We start from the raw sequence: 18,143 nt of genomic DNA on the forward strand, positions 1-18,143 counted from the left end.
GCCAAAAATTTTTGCGCTGAAGAATTCACGAAAGTGAATTTTTCGATGTAAGGAGACGATCAGAAATGACTGATAAGACACATGACGCCAACCCGTCGCGCCGCCAGTTTCTGGCCGGTGCCGCTGCGGTTGGGGCAGGGGCGGTGGCGGGTGGCTCTGCTTCAGCTGCCACACCCGACCCGCTGATTACGCAGGTGCAGGACTGGGCCTCTGGTCTGGGGGACGGGGTAGATGCAACCCCCTATGGTCTGCCGATCCAATATGAAAGCGATGTGGTGCGTCGCAATGTGGAATGGCTGACGGCGGACACGATCAGTTCGATCAATTTCACGCCGATCCATGCGCTGGATGGAACTATCACCCCTCAGGGCTGTGCGTTCGAACGCCACCATTCCGGCGCGATAGAGCTGCGCAAGGAGGACTATAGGCTGATGATCAACGGCCTGGTCGACACCCCATTGGTGTTCACCTATGCGGATCTGGAACGCTTCCCGCGCGAAAACCGCGTCTATTTCTGCGAATGCGCGGCGAACTCCGGCATGGAATGGGCTGGCGCGCAGCTGAATGGCGCGCAGTTCACCCACGGGATGATCCACAATATGGAATACTCCGGCGTGTCCCTTCGGACCCTGTTGGAGGAGGCAGGCGTCAAACCTGAGGGCAAGTGGGTCTATGTGGAAGGCGCGGATGCGTCCTCTAACGGGCGGTCGATCCCGCTGGAAAAAGCGATGGATGACGTGCTGGTCGCCTTCAAGGCCAATGGCGAGGCGCTGCGCAAGGAACACGGCTATCCCGTTCGTCTGGTGGTGCCCGGTTGGGAAGGCAACATGTGGGTCAAATGGCTGCGCCGGGTTGAGGTCATGGACCAGCCGGTCGAAAGCCGCGAGGAGACATCGAAATACACCGATACACTCGCCAATGGGGTCAGCCGCAAGTGGACCTGGGAGATGGATGCTAAATCCGTCGTCACCAGCCCCAGCCCACAGGCGCCGATCACTCATGGCCCAGGGCCCTTGGTCATCACTGGGCTGGCATGGTCCGGTCGCGGCGCGATCGCTGGCGTTGATGTTTCGCTGGACGGTGGCAAGAACTGGCAGGAGGCGCGGCTGGCAGCGCCCGGTACTGGCAAGGCGCTGACCCGGTTTTACCTCGACATCAATTGGGATGGCTCCGAGATGCTGCTGCAAAGCCGCGCGCGCGACACGTCGGGCTATGTGCAGCCCACCAAGGCACAGTTGCGCGAAGTGCGTGGGTTGAATTCCATCTATCACAACAACGCCATCCAGACCTGGTGGGTCAAGGCAAACGGGGAGGCGGAAAATGTCGAGGTTTCTTGAAGTGTTGACGATACCCACTGAGAGCAGGCGGAACATTGTTGCAGCGGCTGTTTTATCTATGGCGGTTGCCTCGCCCGTTGCCGCAGAGAAATTCGGCCTCGGCCGTCCCGCCTTGCCGGAGGAAATCGCGGCTTGGGATCTGGACGTGGCGCCGGATGGCACCGGCTTGCCTGCGGGCTCGGGTGATGTGTTCACCGGCGAGGAGGTCTTTGCCGAGAAATGCGCGGTCTGCCATGGCGATTTTGCCGAGGGCGTGGGCAATTGGCCCAAGCTCGCGGGCGGGCAGGGCACGTTGGACCACGACGACCCGCTGAAGACAGTGGGCAGCTACTGGCCTTATCTGTCGACCACCTGGGACTATGTGAACCGCTCCATGCCGTTTGGCGATGCGCAGTCGCTGACGCCGGATGAGGTTTATGCCATCGTGGCCTACATCCTCTATTCCAACGATCTGGTGGATGACGACTTCGTGCTGTCGGATGCGACGTTTGCCGAAATTCAGCTGCCCAATGCAGATGGGTTCATTCTGGATGACCGTCTTGAAGCCGAGAAACATTTCTGGACGGACAGCCCCTGCATGGAAAACTGCAAAGACAGCGTTGAGATCACGATGCGCGCACGTGTTCTGGACGTTACGCCGCAGGAGGCCACAGCCGAGGAACCGCCAGCCGAGACCGGTGACGACGTTGTACTCGCCAGTGCAGAGACTGAGGCAGAGCCCGAAGCCACGCCAGAGCAAGCCGAGGTCGTTGCGCTGGATCCGGAGTTGGTTGCGAAGGGCGAAAAAACCTTCAAGAAATGCAAGGCCTGCCATCAGGTGGGTGAGGGGGCAAAGTCCAAAACAGGTCCGGTTCTGAACGGCATTGTCGGGGCCCAGGCCGGGGCGGCAGAAGGCTTTCGCTATTCCAAGGCGATGGTGGCCGCAGGTGATGCCGGTCTGGTCTGGAACGAAGAAGAACTGGCAGCGTTCCTTGCCAAACCCAAAGCCTACATGAAGGGCACCAAGATGGCCTTTGCCGGGCTGAAGAAGGACGCGGATATCGAGGCAATCATCGCCTATCTGCAATCTCACTCGCAGTAGCGGTAGACAAGGTCGTCTTGTGAACTTGGCCCCTCGGTCTGCGACCGGGGGGCTGTTTTATGTCTTTGACCTTTTGCTCTTGTTTCTGTTCAGGCCATCGGATAGCCACGTCGTCCTTCTTTTGGCGGATTTGTAGCAGGTGCCTTCATGACTTCTCCCAATACGCTCGGTATCGACTTTGGCACCTCCAACTCCGCTGCTGGGGTGGCGGTCAACGGCGCAGCTTGGCTGATTGAGGTGGAGCCGGGCGAAACCACTTTGCCCACAGCTGTTTTCTTTGATGTGGACACGCACAAGATGGTGATCGGACGGCGGGCAACGCGCGCGCTGATCAACGGCGATGAAGGACGTTTCATGCGCGCCTTGAAGAGCCTTCTGGGCACGCCTTTGATGCGGGAAAAACGCCGTCTGGGTGGCGAGTTGGTGGATTTCATCACTGTTGTCGCCCGATTTCTGGCCGATCTGAAATCCCGTGCCGAGGCCGCGACCGGCCAGACCTTCACCCATGCGTTGTCGGGGCGCCCCGTTCTGTTTCATAGCAAGGATGCAGATCGCAATGCGCAGGCAGAAGTGGATTTGCGGGCCTGCTATCTTGCGGCAGGTTTTGAAGACGTGCGGTTCATGCTAGAGCCGGAAGCCGCATTGCGTTCGGCGCAGGTCCACCCGGGCATTGGTTTGATCGTCGACATCGGCGGCGGTACCTCGGACTTTACAGCCTTTGACCAAAAACCGGATGGGTCCACCCGCATTCTTGCCTCACATGGTGTGCGACTTGGCGGCACCGATTTTGACCGACAGCTGAGCATCGATCATGTCATGCCGCTGTTGGGGCGCGGAACGGCGATCCGGAACACATTTGGCGATGGCGCATTGCCCGCCCCAAACCGTATCTTCAACGACCTCGCGACCTGGCAGATGATCCCCTTTCTCTACGCCGCTGACAGCCGCCGTGCGGCTGCGGACCTGCTGAAGAACGCTGTTGAGCCAGAGAAGCTTTCGCGTCTTGTTGCGGTGCTGGAAGATGAACTGGGCCATGACCTCGCGTTTGCGGTTGAACGCGGGAAAATCGCGGCCAATCAACCTGATAGGGAGGCTGCGGTCATTGATCTCAAGGTTCTGGAACGGGGGCTGTCTGTCCCGCTGAGCAAACCCGATATGATGGGCAGCCTTGCAGATGACGTGGCTGCGATCGGTGCATGTGCGGAAGAAACGCTGTCGCGCGCCGGTCTTGCGCCCTCGCAAGTGGAGCAGATCGTTTTGGTCGGCGGCTCTGCTCTTTTGGGGGCGGTTCAGTCGCAGATGCAGTTTCTCTGCCCTAATGCCGATTTGCGCTGTGACAATGCCATGACTGCGGTTGCCGATGGCCTGGCGCTCGCTGCGGCAGAGGCGTTTGCCTGATCTGGGCCTTCCAGCGGGGTTCCTTGTGCGCGCAACGCGCCCCTTTCAGTTCCAACCCTTGCGGAAGAAATGCGGGCTGGCGCCGAACTTGCGCTTGAACTGGCGGGAGAAATGCGTGGCAGAGTTGAACCCCGATGCGAGCGCGATCTCTGTCACTGACATGGAGGTTTCGTTCATCAGCGCAAAAGCGTGGCTGAGCCGCATGTCGAAGTACACATGCATCGGGCTTTGGTTCAGGTAGCGCGAGAACAGGCGTTCCAGCTGGCGTCTGGAAATATCGAGGCGGTCGCAAAGCTCAGCGATGGACAGCGGTTCTTCGATTGATTCCTGCATCAGTTGCAGCGCGTTCAGCAGTCGCTGATTGCGGCTACCGATTGCCACGGCATAGTTGGATTTCTGCGGCGTGCTTTGGCCGCCATTGCGGACGTGCAGGCACATGTCGGCCACGATAATGGCCAGCTGCTTGCCGTGTTGTTCTTCGATCAGGTTCAGCATCATGTCGGTTGCCGCATTGCCGCCGCCACATGTCATCAGCTTGTTGCTGATCTCAAAAATCCGGGGAGAGGGCAGGAGATCGGGGAACCGTTCGACAAACCCCGGTTGGTTTTCCCAATGCAAAGTAAACCGCTCCTGTCCAAGAAGCCCGGCTTGGGCGAGCGCAAAAGCCCCGGTACAGATCCCGCCGATGGAGCGACCAAATCGGCGTTCCCGTCTGAGCCAGTTCAAAACCGATTCATTTGCCGCATTCTGGGGCTCGACCCCTGCGCAAACAAAGGCTGAGGCTTCTGCCGGCAGCGAGCCCATCGGCAGGTCCGGTGTGATCGTCATCCCGTTCGAGCAGCGGATGGGCGCGCCATCGGGTGTCATCACATACCAGCGATAGAGCTGTGAGTTGGTTACCTGATTGGCAATGCGCAGCGGTTCAACCGCCGCAGCAACGGGCAACATGGTCGCCTTGGGCAGCAACAGGAAATAGAAGTCCTGCGTCTTGCCATGGAATGGGACATTCAGCTTGGCTGATGCCCCCTTCTGCACGAAATAGTTGTCGGTCATGTCAGGAGCCCGAAACAGGCCTGCTGGGGCAGGGGATCATTGATTTTCGACAAGTAAACCCTAGGGCCGCAGGTCAGCCAACAAATTGCGACCGCAAACCGACGTATTTCGACAGAAAGCGGGGCTGGACCACGGGCCCTGCGCAGGGCGCACGAATTTTTGCGCAAATTTTAACTGGTCTGTTGCCTGCAGGTCAGGATGGGGCAAATTCATTCGGCCCCCTTGCAGCCCAAATGTGGCGGCACTAAGACTCAGGTAACACCTAGTCGGCTATGGTGCCGACGTATTTGAAAGCAGGCAGGTCAAAATGGTCGATCCAAGAGAAACATACATGAACACGCTGGTGCCGATGGTGGTTGAGCAGACCAGCCGCGGTGAACGCGCCTATGACATCTTTTCGCGCCTGCTGAAGGAGCGGATCATCTTCCTGAACGGTCCGGTTCATGACGGGATGTCCTCTCTGATCGTGGCGCAGCTGCTGCACCTTGAGGCGGAAAACCCGTCCAAGGAAATCTCCATGTACATCAACAGCCCGGGTGGTGTGGTGACGTCTGGTCTGTCGATCTACGACACCATGCAGTACATCAAACCCAAGGTCTCCACCCTGGTGATCGGTCAGGCGGCTTCGATGGGGTCGCTGCTGCTGACCGCGGGTGAGCCTGGCATGCGTTTCTCGCTGCCGAACTCTCGTGTGATGGTGCACCAGCCCTCTGGCGGCTTCCAGGGGCAGGCCACTGACATCATGATCCACGCCGAAGAGACCCTGAAGCTCAAGAAGCGTCTGAACGAGATCTACGTCAAACACACCGGCCAGGATTATGACAGCATTGTTAACGCGCTAGAGCGTGACAACTTCATGTCTCCGGAAGAAGCCAAGGAATTTGGCCTCATCGACGAGATCGTCGAGAACCGCAGCAAGCTGGACAGCGACGGCAGCTGATAGGCGGTGCGAACTAGGGTGTGCCCTCCGGGCGTCAGGGCACACTTTGCGATTGTGGCGGCTGTGCCGGTGGCATAAGCTGTCAAGAATACGGGTGGCGCAGGAGGCGCATGCACGCCCCGGACGGAAAGGTAGACCATGGCAACGAACTCAAGCGGCGACAGCAAGAACACGCTTTACTGCAGCTTCTGCGGCAAGAGCCAGCATGAGGTGCGCAAGCTAATTGCGGGCCCAACCGTGTTCATCTGCGACGAATGCGTCGAACTGTGCATGGACATCATCCGCGAAGAGACGAAGGCCTCTGGCCTGAAGTCCACCGACGGAGTTCCCACACCAAAGGACATTTGCGAGGTTCTGGACGATTACGTGATCGGTCAGGCAATGGCCAAGCGCGTTCTGTCGGTTGCGGTGCACAACCACTACAAGCGTCTGAACCACGCGCAAAAAGCGGGCAACGACATTGAGCTTTCAAAGTCGAACATCCTGCTGATCGGCCCGACCGGTTGCGGCAAGACGCTTCTTGCCCAGACATTGGCGCGCATTCTGGACGTGCCGTTCACCATGGCGGATGCCACCACCCTCACCGAGGCGGGGTATGTCGGTGAAGATGTCGAAAACATCATCCTGAAGCTGTTGCAGGCATCGGAGTACAACGTTGAACGCGCACAGCGCGGCATCGTGTACATCGACGAGGTCGACAAGATCACCCGCAAGTCTGAAAACCCCTCCATCACCCGTGACGTGTCGGGCGAGGGCGTACAGCAGGCGCTGCTGAAGTTGATGGAAGGCACTGTTGCCTCGGTTCCGCCGCAGGGCGGCCGCAAGCACCCGCAGCAGGAGTTCCTGCAGGTTGACACAACGAACATCCTGTTCATCTGCGGCGGCGCTTTTGCGGGTCTGGACAAGATCATCAAACAGCGTGGCAAGGGCTCTGCCATGGGCTTTGGCGCGGACGTCCGTGAAGAGAGCGACGCAGGCGTTGGCGAGACCTTCAAGGACCTGGAGCCGGAAGATCTGCTGAAGTTCGGTCTGATCCCGGAATTCGTGGGCCGTCTGCCGGTTCTGGCAACACTGGAAGATCTGGACGAAGATGCGCTGATCACCATCCTGACCAAGCCGAAGAATGCTCTGGTCAAGCAATATCAGCGTCTGTTCGAGCTGGAAGATACCGAGCTGGACTTTACCGACGAAGCGCTGAGCGCGATTGCGAAACGTGCAATCGAACGCAAAACCGGCGCCCGTGGTCTGCGTTCCATCCTCGAGGACATCCTGCTGGACACCATGTTCGATCTTCCGGGCATGGAGAGCGTGGAAAAGGTCGTTGTCAACGAAGAGGCCGTGACCTCGGACGCGCAGCCGCTGATGATCCACGCGGATGCCGAGAAAGAGCCAGCCACTGCCGGCTGATTTCTCTCAAGAATTTTAGAGACATGGAAAACGGCATGGGATATTCCCGTGCCGTTTTTCGTTGGAAAGGACGAACAGGTGATCAAACGTATTTCTTCAGGCGGTGAGTTCGAGGCCAAGATCGGCTATTGCCGCGCGGTTGTTGCTGGCGGCTTTGTGCATGTGGCGGGAACCGTGGGGCAGGGCGACGATGTGGTGGCGCAATGCAAGTCGGCGCTCGAAACCATCGGTGCGGCCCTGGAAAAGGCTGGCGCGAGCTTTGCGGATGTGGTGCGCGTTAACTACTATCTGCCGGATGCTGCCGAATTTGAGCCCTGCTGGCCCATTTTGGCAGAAACCTTTGGTGACAACCCGCCTGCGGCAACCATGATCGCATGCGATCTGATCGATCCCAAGTTCCGGATCGAGATCGAAGTGACAGCACTGGCACCGGCCAACGACTGAATAGCTGTGCGATGGGCGTGACGTGCTGGGGATCAGAACTTTAGCACGTCAGCTTTCTGGGTATCTTCCCGGCGTTGCTTCATCAGTTGCTGCAGCGGGCTTAGCTGTGGTTCAGGTGACAGCCCGATGACTGAACGCACAGCATCCACAGTCTCACTTGCAGCTCTTGAGATAGGGTGGCGATCGGCTTGACTGTTGCGCACCAGTTTCACCCCGTTGGTGTCGTACCGATGGGTGACAACACGGTCGGTGCTATCGATCAGGTCGAGAACGGCGATGGACAGGGCCATCATTGAAACAAGCAGCGCTAGTGTACGCATGGGGCAGCTCAATCGTCATTTAATGAATTGCCAAGACTATGGCGCATGAATGTGGCCAGAATGTGTAATTGGCCAGAAGTTTTGCCAGTTCTTGCTCCCAGGGCGCAGGGTGTCTGGACCTTGGGATGAAATTGCGCCATATCAGAAGCGAAATTTTCGGAGGAACCGATGGGAATCCTGAACTCTATCCTGGGTGCCGTGACCTGGTGGAATGGCGCAACCCTGAACACACGTATCTTCACCGCCCGCAAGGGTATCAAAGTGGGTGAGGACGATCAGGGCAATGTGTTCTATCGCAACCACGATGACAGCCGTCGCTGGGTCATGTTCAACGGTGAGGTCGAGGCCTCGCGCATCAGCGCTGATTGGCACGGTTGGCTGCACCGTACTTTTGACGAGCTGCCAAGCGAGAAACCGCTGGCCCATAAATCCTGGGAAAAGCCGCATCAGGAAAACCTGACCGGCACCATGATGGCCTATGCGCCTGCTGGCTCCATCCGCGCAGGTGGTGCCCCCAAAGAGCGCAGCGACTACGAGGCATGGTCGCCGGAATAAGCTCCGGACGACCACAGTTTGCGGCGCCAGTGTTGAGGCGCCGTTTTCCTGTCCGTACCGGCAGGGTGATCTTCGCACAGAGGCAGAAGCGGCATGTCACACAATACCACTGAGGTTCTCGCAGGCGGTTTGGTTCTGGCCGCCGCCATCGGTTTTGCCGTTTACGCGGGTCAGGCTGCTGGTATTTCCAGCGGAGGGAGCTCTTATGAGCTGAACGCCTCTTTCCGCTCCCTCGAAGGGGTGAGCGTCGGTACGGATGTGCGGCTGGCGGGCGTGAAGATCGGGACTGTCACAGGCGTAGATCTGAACCCGCAGACCTTTCGTGCAGATACGCGGTTTTCCGTTCAAGACGGGATCGAGATCCCGGATGATAGTGCCATCGTGATCTCTTCCGAGGGGCTTCTGGGCGGCAACTTTGTCGAGGTGATGCCTGGTGGCTCTCCCTTCGCGTTTGAGCCTGGTGATGCGATCGAGGACACGCAGGGCGCGGTCAGCTTGATCTCTCTTCTGGTGAAATTCGTGGCCGGTAGCGGGGACGAATCCTGATGCGTCGACTGCTTGCCTGTTTTGCGGCCCTTGCACTGGGGGCAAGTGCGGCCCTCTCCCAGCAGGGGGATGCGGTGCAGGGTCAATCGGCCATTCTGCGTGGCTTGGATAAGGTGAACGGGCAGACGCAGGATCTTGAGGTTCCGGTCGGCAGCAGCGCGGAAATCTTTGGCGTCATCGTGAATGTGATGGACTGTCGCTACCCTGCGGACAACCCGACCGGCGATGCCTTTGCCTATCTCACAGTTCGCGACCCCAATGACGGCACCGTGTTTTTTGATGGCTGGATGATCGCGTCAAGCCCGGCGCTGAACGCTCTTGATCACAGTCGCTATGATATCTGGGTCATGCGCTGCACCAGCGCCTGAGGGCTCGGCACTGCTGCGGCGGTGAAATCGGCTTCAACTTCAAGCGCAGACGCAAGCTGGCGGCGATAGCTGGCGCGGCTGATTTCCACAGCGCCGAGGGACGCCAGATGGGCTGTCAGGAACTGTGTGTCACACAGGGTAAAGCCTGAGATCTCCAGCCGGTCGAGAAGATAGGCCAGGGCAATCTTTGATGCGTCGCGCCGTCTGGAAAACATGCTCTCGCCAAAGAATGCACCTGCCAGTGATACGCCATAGACGCCGCCGCTCAGATCTCCGTCGTGATAGATTTCCACTGAATGCGCATTCCCCTGCTCGTGCAGATCAATGTAACGATCGCGGATCTCAGGGTTGATCCAGGTCTCTTCGCGGTCCGCACAACCGTCAACCACGGCGGCGAAATCGTGGTTCACTCTGACCTCATAGTCGCCCTTGCGGATGGTTTTGGCCAATGAGCGGGAAAGGCGAAATCCACCAATCGGAAACACACCACGGCGTTTGGGGTCCACCCAGAACACCTCTGGATCGTCCCGGCTTTCCGCCATGGGGAAAACGCCGACAGAATAGGCGTGCAGCAGCAGGTCTGGGGTCAGGGTCATCATGGCGATAGGGAGTGGTCAGACGTTGTTGGGGCTGAGCATGGGTCAATAAGAAACGGGGCAGCCCAGTGGGCCGCCCCGTCATGCTAGTCAATTCCTCAGCTATTGCCGAGGTTGCTTTCCAGCCATTTTTCAAGCCAGTGAATGTTGTATTCACCGGTATGGATGTCTTTCTCTTCCAGCAGCGCGTGAAACAGCGGCACAGTGGTGTCGATACCATCCACGATCAGCTCACCCAATGCGCGGCTCAGACGGGCCAGCGCCTCGGGGCGGTCGCGCCCGTGCACGATCAGCTTTCCGATCAGGCTGTCGTAGTAGGGCGGGATCGAATAGCCATCATACAGCGCGGAATCCATCCGAACACCCAGACCGCCGGGGGCGTGATACTGGGTGATCTTGCCGGGGCAGGGCGCAAAGTTCGGCAGTTTTTCCGCGTTGATCCGGACCTCGATGGAGTGGCCGTTGATGACCAGATCGTCCTGGCCAAAAGACATCGGCAGACCAGCGGCAACACGGATCTGTTCGCGCACGAGATCGACACCAAAGATGCCTTCGGTCACAGGGTGTTCCACCTGCAGACGCGTGTTCATCTCGATGAAATAAAACTCGCCGTTTTCATAGAGGAACTCGATGGTGCCTGCGCCGATGTAGTTGATCTTGGCAACCGCATCCGCACAGATCTTGCCGATACGGGCGCGCTCTTCCTCGGTGATGCAGGGGCCCGGTGCCTCTTCGAACACCTTCTGGTGACGGCGCTGCAGAGAACAGTCGCGCTCACCCAGATGAACCGCCTTGCCCTTGCCGTCACCAAAGACCTGAATCTCGATGTGGCGGGGGGTGGTCAGGTATTTTTCGATATAGACTTCGTCGTTGCCAAAGGCGGCCTTGCCCTCGGCGCGGGCGGTCATGAAGGCCTGTTCCATGTCGGCAGCGGTCTTCGCCACCTTCATGCCGCGGCCGCCACCACCAGCTGTTGCCTTGATGATGACCGGATAGCCGATCTCTTCGCCGATCTTCTTGGCAGCAGCCAGATCAGGAACGCCGCCATCAGAGCCGGGAACGCAGGGCACGCCCAGTTCCTTCATGGTGTCTTTCGCGGTGATCTTGTCGCCCATGATGCGGATATGTTCCGCGGTCGGGCCGATGAAGGTCAGGCCGTGATCTTCGACGATCTGCACAAAGTTCGCGTTCTCGGACAGGAAGCCATAGCCGGGGTGGATCGCCTGCGCGCCAGTGATTTCACAAGCGGAGATGATCGCCGGGATCGACAGGTAGCTTTGCGTCCCGGAAGGCGGGCCGATGCAGACGGATTCATCGGCCATGCGCACGTGCATCGCGTCTGCATCCGCAGTGGAGTGGACCGCAACCGACTGGATGCCCATCTCGCGACAGGCGCGGATCACGCGCAGCGCGATCTCACCACGGTTGGCAATCAGGATCTTGTCAAACATGGCGGATCCTTACTCGATGATAACCAGCGGAGATCCAAATTCGACCGCTGCGCCGTCTTCCACGAGGATACGCTTGATCGTGCCAGCCTTCGGGGCCGGGATGTGGTTCATGGTCTTCATCGCTTCGACGATCAGCAGGGTATCGCCTTCAGCAACCTGGTCGCCCACTTTGACAAAAGTCGGTGCGCCGGGTTCGGGCTGGGTGTAGACGGTGCCAACCATCGGCGAGGTCACTGCGCCGGGATGGCTTGCCGGGTCATCCGATGCCGCGGGCGCGGCAGCAGGCGCCGCTGCGGCGGCAGGTGCAGCAGCGGGGGCCGCGGCAGGCGCTGCATAGGCCTGAACGGGGGCGGCCGGAGCAGCCATGATCTGGCGCGAGACGCGCACGTTCAGGCTGTCATCTTCGCCGTAGTCACGTTTTACCTGCAGCTCGGTCAGGTCGTTGTCGCGCAGAAGCTCCGCCAGTGCCTTGATGAAAGAAACATCTGCTTCGTGAGTTTTGTTTGTCATTTTTGTCCTCAGCCGGTTCCGACAGGCCCGCAAAGGCCTGCGGGCATAAGTTTTGATGGCGCTTATAGGGTATGCTTTACCACAAGGAAAGCACTCACAAGGCTGACACCAACATGGGCCGGGATGCGCCGGTTTGCAATCCGGTCCCTCAAATCGGGTCTCAAAGCGGCATGCCGCTCAGTTTTGCCACCAATTCCGGGAGTTTGCGGGCTGAGAACTTTTCCAGGAGATGCGCGCGATGGGTTTCTATCGTGCGGTAGGAAAGATTGAGCTCGGCACCGATCTCCTTGGCCGAGAGACCCCGGCAGGTCAGGATCGCAACGTCCCTTTCGCGGGGGGTCAGGGTGACGACAGGACGATCATCCGAGATGTCGGCGAAGGTCCAAACCCCTGTCCGGAAAGGCTCTTCCGTTGAAAGGGACCGTCCACGCACCCGGCACCAAAACAGGGTGCCATCGCGTCTGCGCATGATCCGTTCATCGTTGTATTGGCCCGATTTTGCGTCTTCTCGCTGCAGCCGATCGCCGATGCGCTGGAAATCCTCCTGGCTCGGGTAGAGTTCAGCGATGGGGACGCCCTCATAAGCGGAAGGCACGCCGCCGAATGTCTCTGCAAACTGGCGATTGCAGTGTTGGATGACGCGGCGGTCCAGTAGGGCGATGCCGACGGGGGCGAATTCAAATGCAAGATCGGTCATATGTGCAGATAAACGCTGGATCCAACCAAAGCCAAGCGAATCTCTTGGCAGGGATGACAAAGAAAAATGGGCCGATGCGCGCATCGGCCCGAAGTCAGCCAAGACCGGAGACCAATCCGGTCTGACGGGGAGTGTTCGGATCAGATGGCCAGATACTCTGCGCGCAGCTCTTCGTTTTCCAGCACTTCGGCAGCGGAGCCATCAAAGACGATGCCGCCGGTATCGAGGATCACGGCACGATCCGCCAGTTCCAGTGCTCGCACTGCGTTCTGCTCGACGATGATCGTGGTGATGCCCTGTTCCTTGATGTGCACGAGCGTCTTTTCGATCTCGTCCACGATCACAGGTGCCAGGCCTTCGTAGGGTTCATCCAGCAGCAGAACCTTGATGTCGCGCGCCAGAGCGCGGGCAATCGCCAACATCTGCTGCTCGCCCCCGGACAGTGTAACGCCCTCTTGCTTGCGGCGCTCGCCAAGGCGGGGGAAGAGCTCATAAAGACGCTCGATTGACCAGCCGATGGGCGGTGCAATCTGGGCCAGCTGCAGGTTCTCCTCAACCGTGAGGCCCGGAATGATGCGGCGATCTTCCGGCACCAGGCCAAGCCCGGCGGCGGATGCCTCGTGCGAGCTCATCTTGTGCAATGGCTGATGGTCGAGCCAGATCTCGCCCTTGGTCACCATGGGGGAACCGGTGCGGGCAATGGACCGCAGGGTAGATGTCTTGCCGGCACCGTTGCGGCCCAGCAGTGCAAGAATTTCACCCTCGTGGACGTTGAAGGACACGCCCTGCACGATGTAGCTCTCACCGTAGTAGGCGTGCATGTCCCAGATCGACAGAAACGCCGGGGCAGTGGTTGCGTGATTGGCGTGTTTGGAAAAGTCAGGTTTGACGTTCATTTTCGGTCTCCTTACGCCGACTCGCCGAGGTACGCTTCACGGACCTTCGGGTTGCCTTTGATGTTCTGGGGATCGTCTTCGACAAGGGGCGTGCCCTGGGCCAGAACAGTGATGCGATCTGCGAGCGAGAACACGACGTGCATGTCATGTTCGATGATCGCGATGGTGATGTCGCGTTCGTCAGAGATCTGTTTCAGCAGGTCGATGGTGTTGTTGGTGTCAGCGCGTGCCATGCCCGCTGTCGGTTCATCCAATAGCAGCAGGCGCGGCTCCTGGCTGAGACACATGCCGATTTCCAGGCGACGTTTGTCCCCCCGAGACATGGCCGCAGCATGCATATGCCGCTTGTCTGCCATGTTCATCTCTTCCAGCATATGTTCGGCTTTTTCCAGCACCTCTTTCTGATCCATGACCGAAGAGATGGCGTTCAGTTCAAATGCGCCGTCCCGTTTGGCAAAGCACGGGATCAGCATGTTTTCCAACACGGTCAGATCACCAAAGATCTCCGGGGTCTGGAACACCCGCGAAATTCCCATCTGGTTGATTTCGTAAGGGGCACGTCCCAGGACCGATTTGCCGTCGAACATCACGGACCCGGTGTCAGGGATCAGCTTGCCCACCAGGCAGTTCAGCAGGGTGGACTTGCCTGCGCCATTGGGGCCGATGATGGCGTGTACGCTGTTTTCGCGCACGCTCAGGTTCACTTCGGACAGGGCCTGCAGGCCACCAAACCGTTTGCCCACGTTTTTGACTTCAAGGATACCCATTGGTTTTGCTCCTTATTCCGCGGGTTCGGTTGTGCCGTTGGGGCGGCCGTTCTTGGACTTGCGCGCCTGCAACCAGCTGCGGATGCGCTGCCCGCCTTCGACCAGACCACCGGGCAGGAAGATCACGACCATCATGAACAGAATGCCGAGGGTCAGGTGCCAGCCTTTGCCGATGAAGGGATAGAGGATGGCGACGATGAAATCCTCAAGCCCGTCTGGCAGAAAGGCGAACCATTCGTGCAGGATCGTTGCGTTGATCTTGGAGAAGATGTTCTCGAAATACTTGATGAAACCTGCCCCAAGTACCGGACCGATCAGCGTGCCGGCCCCCCCGAGGATGGTCATCAGGACAACTTCACCAGATGCGGTCCACTGCATGCGCTCGGCGCCAGCCAGCGGGTCCATGGAGGCCATCAGGCCACCGGCAAGCCCTGCGTACATCCCGGAGATGACAAATGCTGCCAGGGTGTAGGGGCGGGTGTTCAGGCCGGTGTAGTTCATGCGCTGCTGGTTGGATTTCACAGCCCGCAGCATCATGCCGAACGGGGACCGGAAGATGCGGATGGCCAGATAGAAGGAGGCAATCAGCACCAGCGCGCAGAAGTAGTACCCGATGTTGAAGGTAAAGACCCAGCTGCCCAGCTCAAGATCAAAGCTGTCGCGCATTTCCATGCCGAACAGGCCCGGCACAGGAATGTTGCCTTCGGGTGTCTGGCTGGAGCCCAGAATACGCGGATCATCCAGCGCCAGCTGCAAGCCGGTTTCACCGCCCGTGATCGGTGTCAGAACCGAATAGGCAAGCGCAAACATCATCTGAGCAAAGGCCAAGGTCAGGATGGAGAAGTAGATGCCAGAGCGGCGCAGGCTCACAAAGCCGATCAGCAGGGAAAACAGGCCCGCCACGATGACCGACAGGATGATTGCGGGAATGACATTCATGCTCAGCAGTTTGAACATCCACACCGCCGCATAGGACCCGACACCCAGAAAGGCGGCATGGCCAAAGGACAGGTACCCGGTCAGGCCGAACAGGATGTTGAAGCCAATCGCAAAGATCCCAAAGATCACAAAGCGCTGCATCAGGTCAGGATAGCCCGCATTGAACTGCGCCATGGCGCTGCCTTCGGGGAAGGGGTTCAGGATAAAGGGTGCAAACAGGGTCAGAAACGCCACGGCAACCAGGAGAGTAAGATCGTTTTTTGTCAGGCTTTTCATGGCTTAGTCCTCCATCACACCCTTGCGGCCCATCAGGCCTCGGGGGCGGGTGAGCAGAATGATGATTGCGACCAGATAGATGATGATCTGGTTGATGCCGGGGATGATGTCGATGACCTCACGCATGGAGGCAAAGCTCTCGAGCACACCCAGCAGGAACCCTGCAAGCACCGCGCCAGGAAGGGAGCCCATGCCACCCACAACCACCACAACAAAGCTGAGCACCAGGAAGTCCATGCCCATGTGGTAATTGGGAGAGTTGATGGGTGTGTACATCACACCAGCAAGCCCCGCGACCGCAGCAGCGATGCCGAACATGATGGTGAAGCGCTTGTCGATGTTGATACCCAGAAGGCCAACAGTCTCGCGGTCGGCCATCCCGGCACGAACCACCATGCCGAAGGTGGTGAACTGCAGGAAGGCAAAGACGCCACCGATAATCAGCGTTGCAAAGAGGAAATAGATGATCCGCCAGTAGGGGTAGATGATCAGGTTGGGATCAAATCCGATGGCGGCCCCAAAATCAAAGGAGCCCTTGAACGCCGCGGGAGCGGGGGTCGGGATCGGGTTTGCGCCGTAGAAATACTTGATGACTTCCTGCAGCACGATCGCCAGACCAAAGGTCACGAGGATCTGGTCTGCGTGGGGACGCTTGTAGAAATGTTTGATGAGGCCACGTTCCATGACGACGCCGACCAGGATCATCACCGGGATCGCAAAGAGGATCGCTAGCGGAACAGCCCAGTCGATGATCGCATTGCCGGCCGCAATGCCAAAGATGTCATGCACATAGGGCACGTCTACCTTCAGCGGGTTGCCGAGAAAGTCGGTCTTGGTTTCGTCGATCACCGTATGGCTGAGTGTCAGAATGCGCGACAGGGTCACAGCGCAGAAAGCGCCGATCATGAACAGCGCGCCATGGGCAAAGTTCACAACACCAAGCGTGCCGAAGATAAGTGTCAGACCCAGCGCAATCAGCGCATAGGCCGAGCCCTTGTCGAGCCCGTTCAGGATTTGAAGGATTATAGCGTCCATTGTCCCACCCTTTGAGAGTGTGAGTGCGTAAAGCGATTGAAGCCGGAAGCGGCCAGATTGTGGGGAGCGGCAACGTGGGGCGGGGGCCTGTCAAACCGGGCCCGCCGCCCGCCAGTTCATGCAGCGCCTGACGGCGCCCGGGGGTTACGCCCCGTTGTTGCAGGTGCCGAGTGCACCGCCGGAGAACTGCGGATGATCAGGCGCATAAGTGACCTGCTCAACCGGGGTGACTTCGACGATTTCCAGAAGGTCGAACTCGGATGTCGGGTTTTCTTTACCCTTCACAACCAGCACGTCCTTGAAGCACTGGTGGTCTTCGGCGCGATACAGCGTCTTGCCGTTGCCCAGACCGTCGAACTCATAGCCTTCCAGCGCTTCTGCCACCGCACAAGGCGCAAAGGAGCCTGCACGCTGCACAGCGTCAGCATAGAGCAGGGTTTGCACATAGCAGGTGTGCGCAGCCTGGCTCGGCGGGAAGCCGTATTTGGTACCGAAGGAGCGCACAAAGGCCTTGGAGCCTTCGTCTTGCAGCGACCAGTGCCAGTTGGTGGAACCAAAGATGCCCTTCACGTTGGCGCCCGCACCTTTCGCCATCAGGCGGGAGTAGAGCGGAACAACGATCTGGAAGTCCTTGCCGTTTACCTGCTTGTCGCGCAGGCCGAACTGCACCGCGTTGGTGAGAGAGTTCACCATGTTGCCGCCGTAGTGGTTCAGAATCAGCGTATCGGCGCCCGACTGCAGGACCGGAGCAATGTAGGACGAGAAGTCGGTCTGGGTCAGCGGGGTTTTGACCGCCGCAACAGTTTCCCAGCCCATCGCCTCGGTCGAAGAGCGGACAGCTTCTTCTGTGGTGTAACCCCAGTTGTAGTCCGCTGTCAGGTGATAGGCCTTACGGTCTTTGCCGTACGCGTTTGCCAGCACCGGTGCCAGGGCTGCGCCCGACATGTAGGAGTTGAAGAAGTGACGGAAGCCATTGGCGCGTTTGTCTTTACCAGTGGTGTCGTTGGAGTGCGTCAGGCCCGCCATGAAGATCACGCCCGCCTCTTGGCAGAGCGCCTGCACGGCCACGGCCACACCAGAGGACGAACCACCGGTGATCATGACAGCGCCGTCTTTTTCGATCATCGACTTGGCAGATGCGCGTGCCGCGTCCGATTTGGTCTGGGTGTCGCCGGTGACGTATTTCACCTCTTTGCCCAGGATGCCGTTACCCTGCAGCGCCTTGGAGCTGAAGGTGTTCAGCATACCGCCGTCGCCGCCACCGTTCAGGTGTTCGATCGCCAGCTGATACGCGCGCAGCTCGTCTGCGCCTTCGTCGGCATAGGGGCCTGTCTGGGGCACGTTGAAGCCCAGCGTCACGCTGCTGCCGGTGGGTTCGTTGGTATACGCATGTGCGCTTTGCGCTGTGAAGATCGTCGGCAGCGCCAGGCCGGAACCGGCAAGTGCACCGGTTTTCAGCAGGCCGCGACGGCTTACGTCAGTCTTGGACATGTAATCCTCCCTAGTGTGTAACGACGGCAGCAGCTC

Annotated in this window: 20 protein-coding genes; 9 read left to right on the forward strand and 11 right to left on the reverse strand. The window is 59.0% G+C overall.

Annotated features, from left to right (window positions below):
- Nucleotides 1-65 precede the first annotated feature (65 nt).
- The 3 genes from soxC to KUV39_RS01730 all read left to right on the forward strand — a co-directional run bounded on the left by soxC (nt 66) and on the right by KUV39_RS01730 (nt 3,816).
- Nucleotides 66-1,337, forward strand: coding sequence for a sulfite dehydrogenase (soxC, locus tag KUV39_RS01720; protein ID WP_222458766.1), 1,272 nt, complete (start codon nt 66-68; stop codon nt 1,335-1,337).
- A gap of 58 nt (nt 1,338-1,395) precedes the next feature.
- Entirely contained in the window at nt 1,396-2,418 is a 1,023-nt protein-coding gene (locus KUV39_RS01725) for a c-type cytochrome (protein WP_222458767.1), read from the forward strand.
- Between the two features lie 147 nt (nt 2,419-2,565).
- Nucleotides 2,566-3,816, forward strand: a complete 1,251-nt coding sequence (locus KUV39_RS01730; RefSeq protein ID WP_046210111.1) for an Hsp70 family protein — start codon at nt 2,566-2,568, stop codon at nt 3,814-3,816.
- 45 nt (nt 3,817-3,861) lie between these two features.
- Here the strand turns inward: KUV39_RS01730 and KUV39_RS01735 are convergent, their stop codons facing one another.
- Nucleotides 3,862-4,869, reverse strand: a complete 1,008-nt coding sequence (locus KUV39_RS01735; RefSeq protein ID WP_008562145.1) for a GlxA family transcriptional regulator — start codon at nt 4,867-4,869, stop codon at nt 3,862-3,864.
- A gap of 307 nt (nt 4,870-5,176) precedes the next feature.
- Between KUV39_RS01735 and KUV39_RS01740 the strand changes: the two genes are divergently transcribed.
- The 3 genes from KUV39_RS01740 (at nt 5,177) to KUV39_RS01750 (ending at nt 7,660) form a co-directional block, all read left to right on the forward strand.
- Nucleotides 5,177-5,809: an ATP-dependent Clp protease proteolytic subunit gene (locus KUV39_RS01740; RefSeq protein ID WP_222458768.1), complete on the forward strand. Its 633-nt coding sequence runs from the start codon at nt 5,177-5,179 to the stop codon at nt 5,807-5,809.
- A gap of 138 nt (nt 5,810-5,947) precedes the next feature.
- Nucleotides 5,948-7,216, forward strand: coding sequence for an ATP-dependent Clp protease ATP-binding subunit ClpX (clpX, locus tag KUV39_RS01745; RefSeq protein WP_008562325.1), 1,269 nt, complete (start codon nt 5,948-5,950; stop codon nt 7,214-7,216).
- A gap of 78 nt (nt 7,217-7,294) precedes the next feature.
- Nucleotides 7,295-7,660 carry a RidA family protein gene (locus KUV39_RS01750; RefSeq protein WP_037302857.1) on the forward strand — a complete coding sequence of 122 codons (366 nt, stop codon included), beginning with the start codon at nt 7,295-7,297 and terminating at the stop codon, nt 7,658-7,660.
- Nucleotides 7,661-7,692: 32 nt separating this feature from the next.
- On the opposite strand, the gene KUV39_RS01755 is transcribed toward KUV39_RS01750, so the two are convergent.
- On the reverse strand, nt 7,693-7,980 hold the full coding sequence (locus tag KUV39_RS01755) for a hypothetical protein (RefSeq protein WP_050673333.1): 288 nt from the start codon (nt 7,978-7,980) through the stop codon (nt 7,693-7,695).
- Nucleotides 7,981-8,148: 168 nt separating this feature from the next.
- Here KUV39_RS01755 and KUV39_RS01760 point away from each other — a divergent pair, with 168 nt between their 5' ends.
- The 3 genes from KUV39_RS01760 to KUV39_RS01770 all read left to right on the forward strand — a co-directional run bounded on the left by KUV39_RS01760 (nt 8,149) and on the right by KUV39_RS01770 (nt 9,449).
- A complete protein-coding gene (locus tag KUV39_RS01760) occupies nt 8,149-8,535 on the forward strand; it encodes an NADH:ubiquinone oxidoreductase subunit NDUFA12 (protein ID WP_008562098.1) in 387 nt (128 codons plus the stop codon).
- Between the two features lie 93 nt (nt 8,536-8,628).
- Entirely contained in the window at nt 8,629-9,081 is a 453-nt protein-coding gene (mlaD, locus tag KUV39_RS01765) for an outer membrane lipid asymmetry maintenance protein MlaD (protein ID WP_008560191.1), read from the forward strand.
- Nucleotides 9,081-9,449 carry a DUF2155 domain-containing protein gene (locus KUV39_RS01770; RefSeq protein ID WP_008560351.1) on the forward strand — a complete coding sequence of 123 codons (369 nt, stop codon included), beginning with the start codon at nt 9,081-9,083 and terminating at the stop codon, nt 9,447-9,449. The genes mlaD and KUV39_RS01770 overlap by 1 nt, the downstream gene beginning before the upstream one ends.
- Here KUV39_RS01770 and aat read toward each other — a convergent pair.
- From aat to KUV39_RS01815, 9 genes are all read right to left on the reverse strand, one after another.
- A complete protein-coding gene (aat, locus tag KUV39_RS01775) occupies nt 9,413-10,045 on the reverse strand; it encodes a leucyl/phenylalanyl-tRNA--protein transferase (protein ID WP_046210468.1) in 633 nt (210 codons plus the stop codon). The two genes, KUV39_RS01770 and aat, sit on opposite strands and share 37 nt — an antisense overlap.
- Before the next feature lie 98 nt (nt 10,046-10,143).
- A complete protein-coding gene (accC, locus tag KUV39_RS01780; protein WP_008560017.1) occupies nt 10,144-11,496 on the reverse strand; it encodes an acetyl-CoA carboxylase biotin carboxylase subunit in 1,353 nt (450 codons plus the stop codon).
- A gap of 9 nt (nt 11,497-11,505) precedes the next feature.
- Nucleotides 11,506-12,006, reverse strand: a complete 501-nt coding sequence (gene accB / locus KUV39_RS01785) for an acetyl-CoA carboxylase biotin carboxyl carrier protein (RefSeq protein WP_046210113.1) — start codon at nt 12,004-12,006, stop codon at nt 11,506-11,508.
- A 160-nt stretch (nt 12,007-12,166) separates the two neighbouring features.
- Entirely contained in the window at nt 12,167-12,703 is a 537-nt protein-coding gene (locus tag KUV39_RS01790) for a PAS and helix-turn-helix domain-containing protein (protein ID WP_046210114.1), read from the reverse strand.
- Between the two features lie 140 nt (nt 12,704-12,843).
- On the reverse strand, nt 12,844-13,599 hold the full coding sequence (locus KUV39_RS01795; RefSeq protein ID WP_008559605.1) for an ABC transporter ATP-binding protein: 756 nt from the start codon (nt 13,597-13,599) through the stop codon (nt 12,844-12,846).
- A gap of 11 nt (nt 13,600-13,610) precedes the next feature.
- The gene (locus tag KUV39_RS01800; RefSeq protein ID WP_008558818.1) at nt 13,611-14,366 is read right to left on the reverse strand and encodes an ABC transporter ATP-binding protein; all 756 of its coding nucleotides are present in this window, start codon (nt 14,364-14,366) and stop codon (nt 13,611-13,613) included.
- A 12-nt stretch (nt 14,367-14,378) separates the two neighbouring features.
- Nucleotides 14,379-15,581, reverse strand: a complete 1,203-nt coding sequence (locus KUV39_RS01805; RefSeq protein ID WP_008558736.1) for a branched-chain amino acid ABC transporter permease — start codon at nt 15,579-15,581, stop codon at nt 14,379-14,381.
- A gap of 3 nt (nt 15,582-15,584) precedes the next feature.
- Nucleotides 15,585-16,616: a branched-chain amino acid ABC transporter permease gene (locus KUV39_RS01810; protein WP_008560032.1), complete on the reverse strand. Its 1,032-nt coding sequence runs from the start codon at nt 16,614-16,616 to the stop codon at nt 15,585-15,587.
- Nucleotides 16,617-16,760: 144 nt separating this feature from the next.
- Complete coding sequence (locus tag KUV39_RS01815; RefSeq protein WP_008562839.1) at nt 16,761-18,107, reverse strand: substrate-binding protein; 1,347 nt, start codon at nt 18,105-18,107, stop codon at nt 16,761-16,763.
- Nucleotides 18,108-18,143 lie beyond the last annotated feature (36 nt).

It is taken from the genome of Phaeobacter italicus, from assembly GCF_019801785.1.
GTDB lineage: Bacteria > Pseudomonadota > Alphaproteobacteria > Rhodobacterales > Rhodobacteraceae > Phaeobacter > Phaeobacter italicus.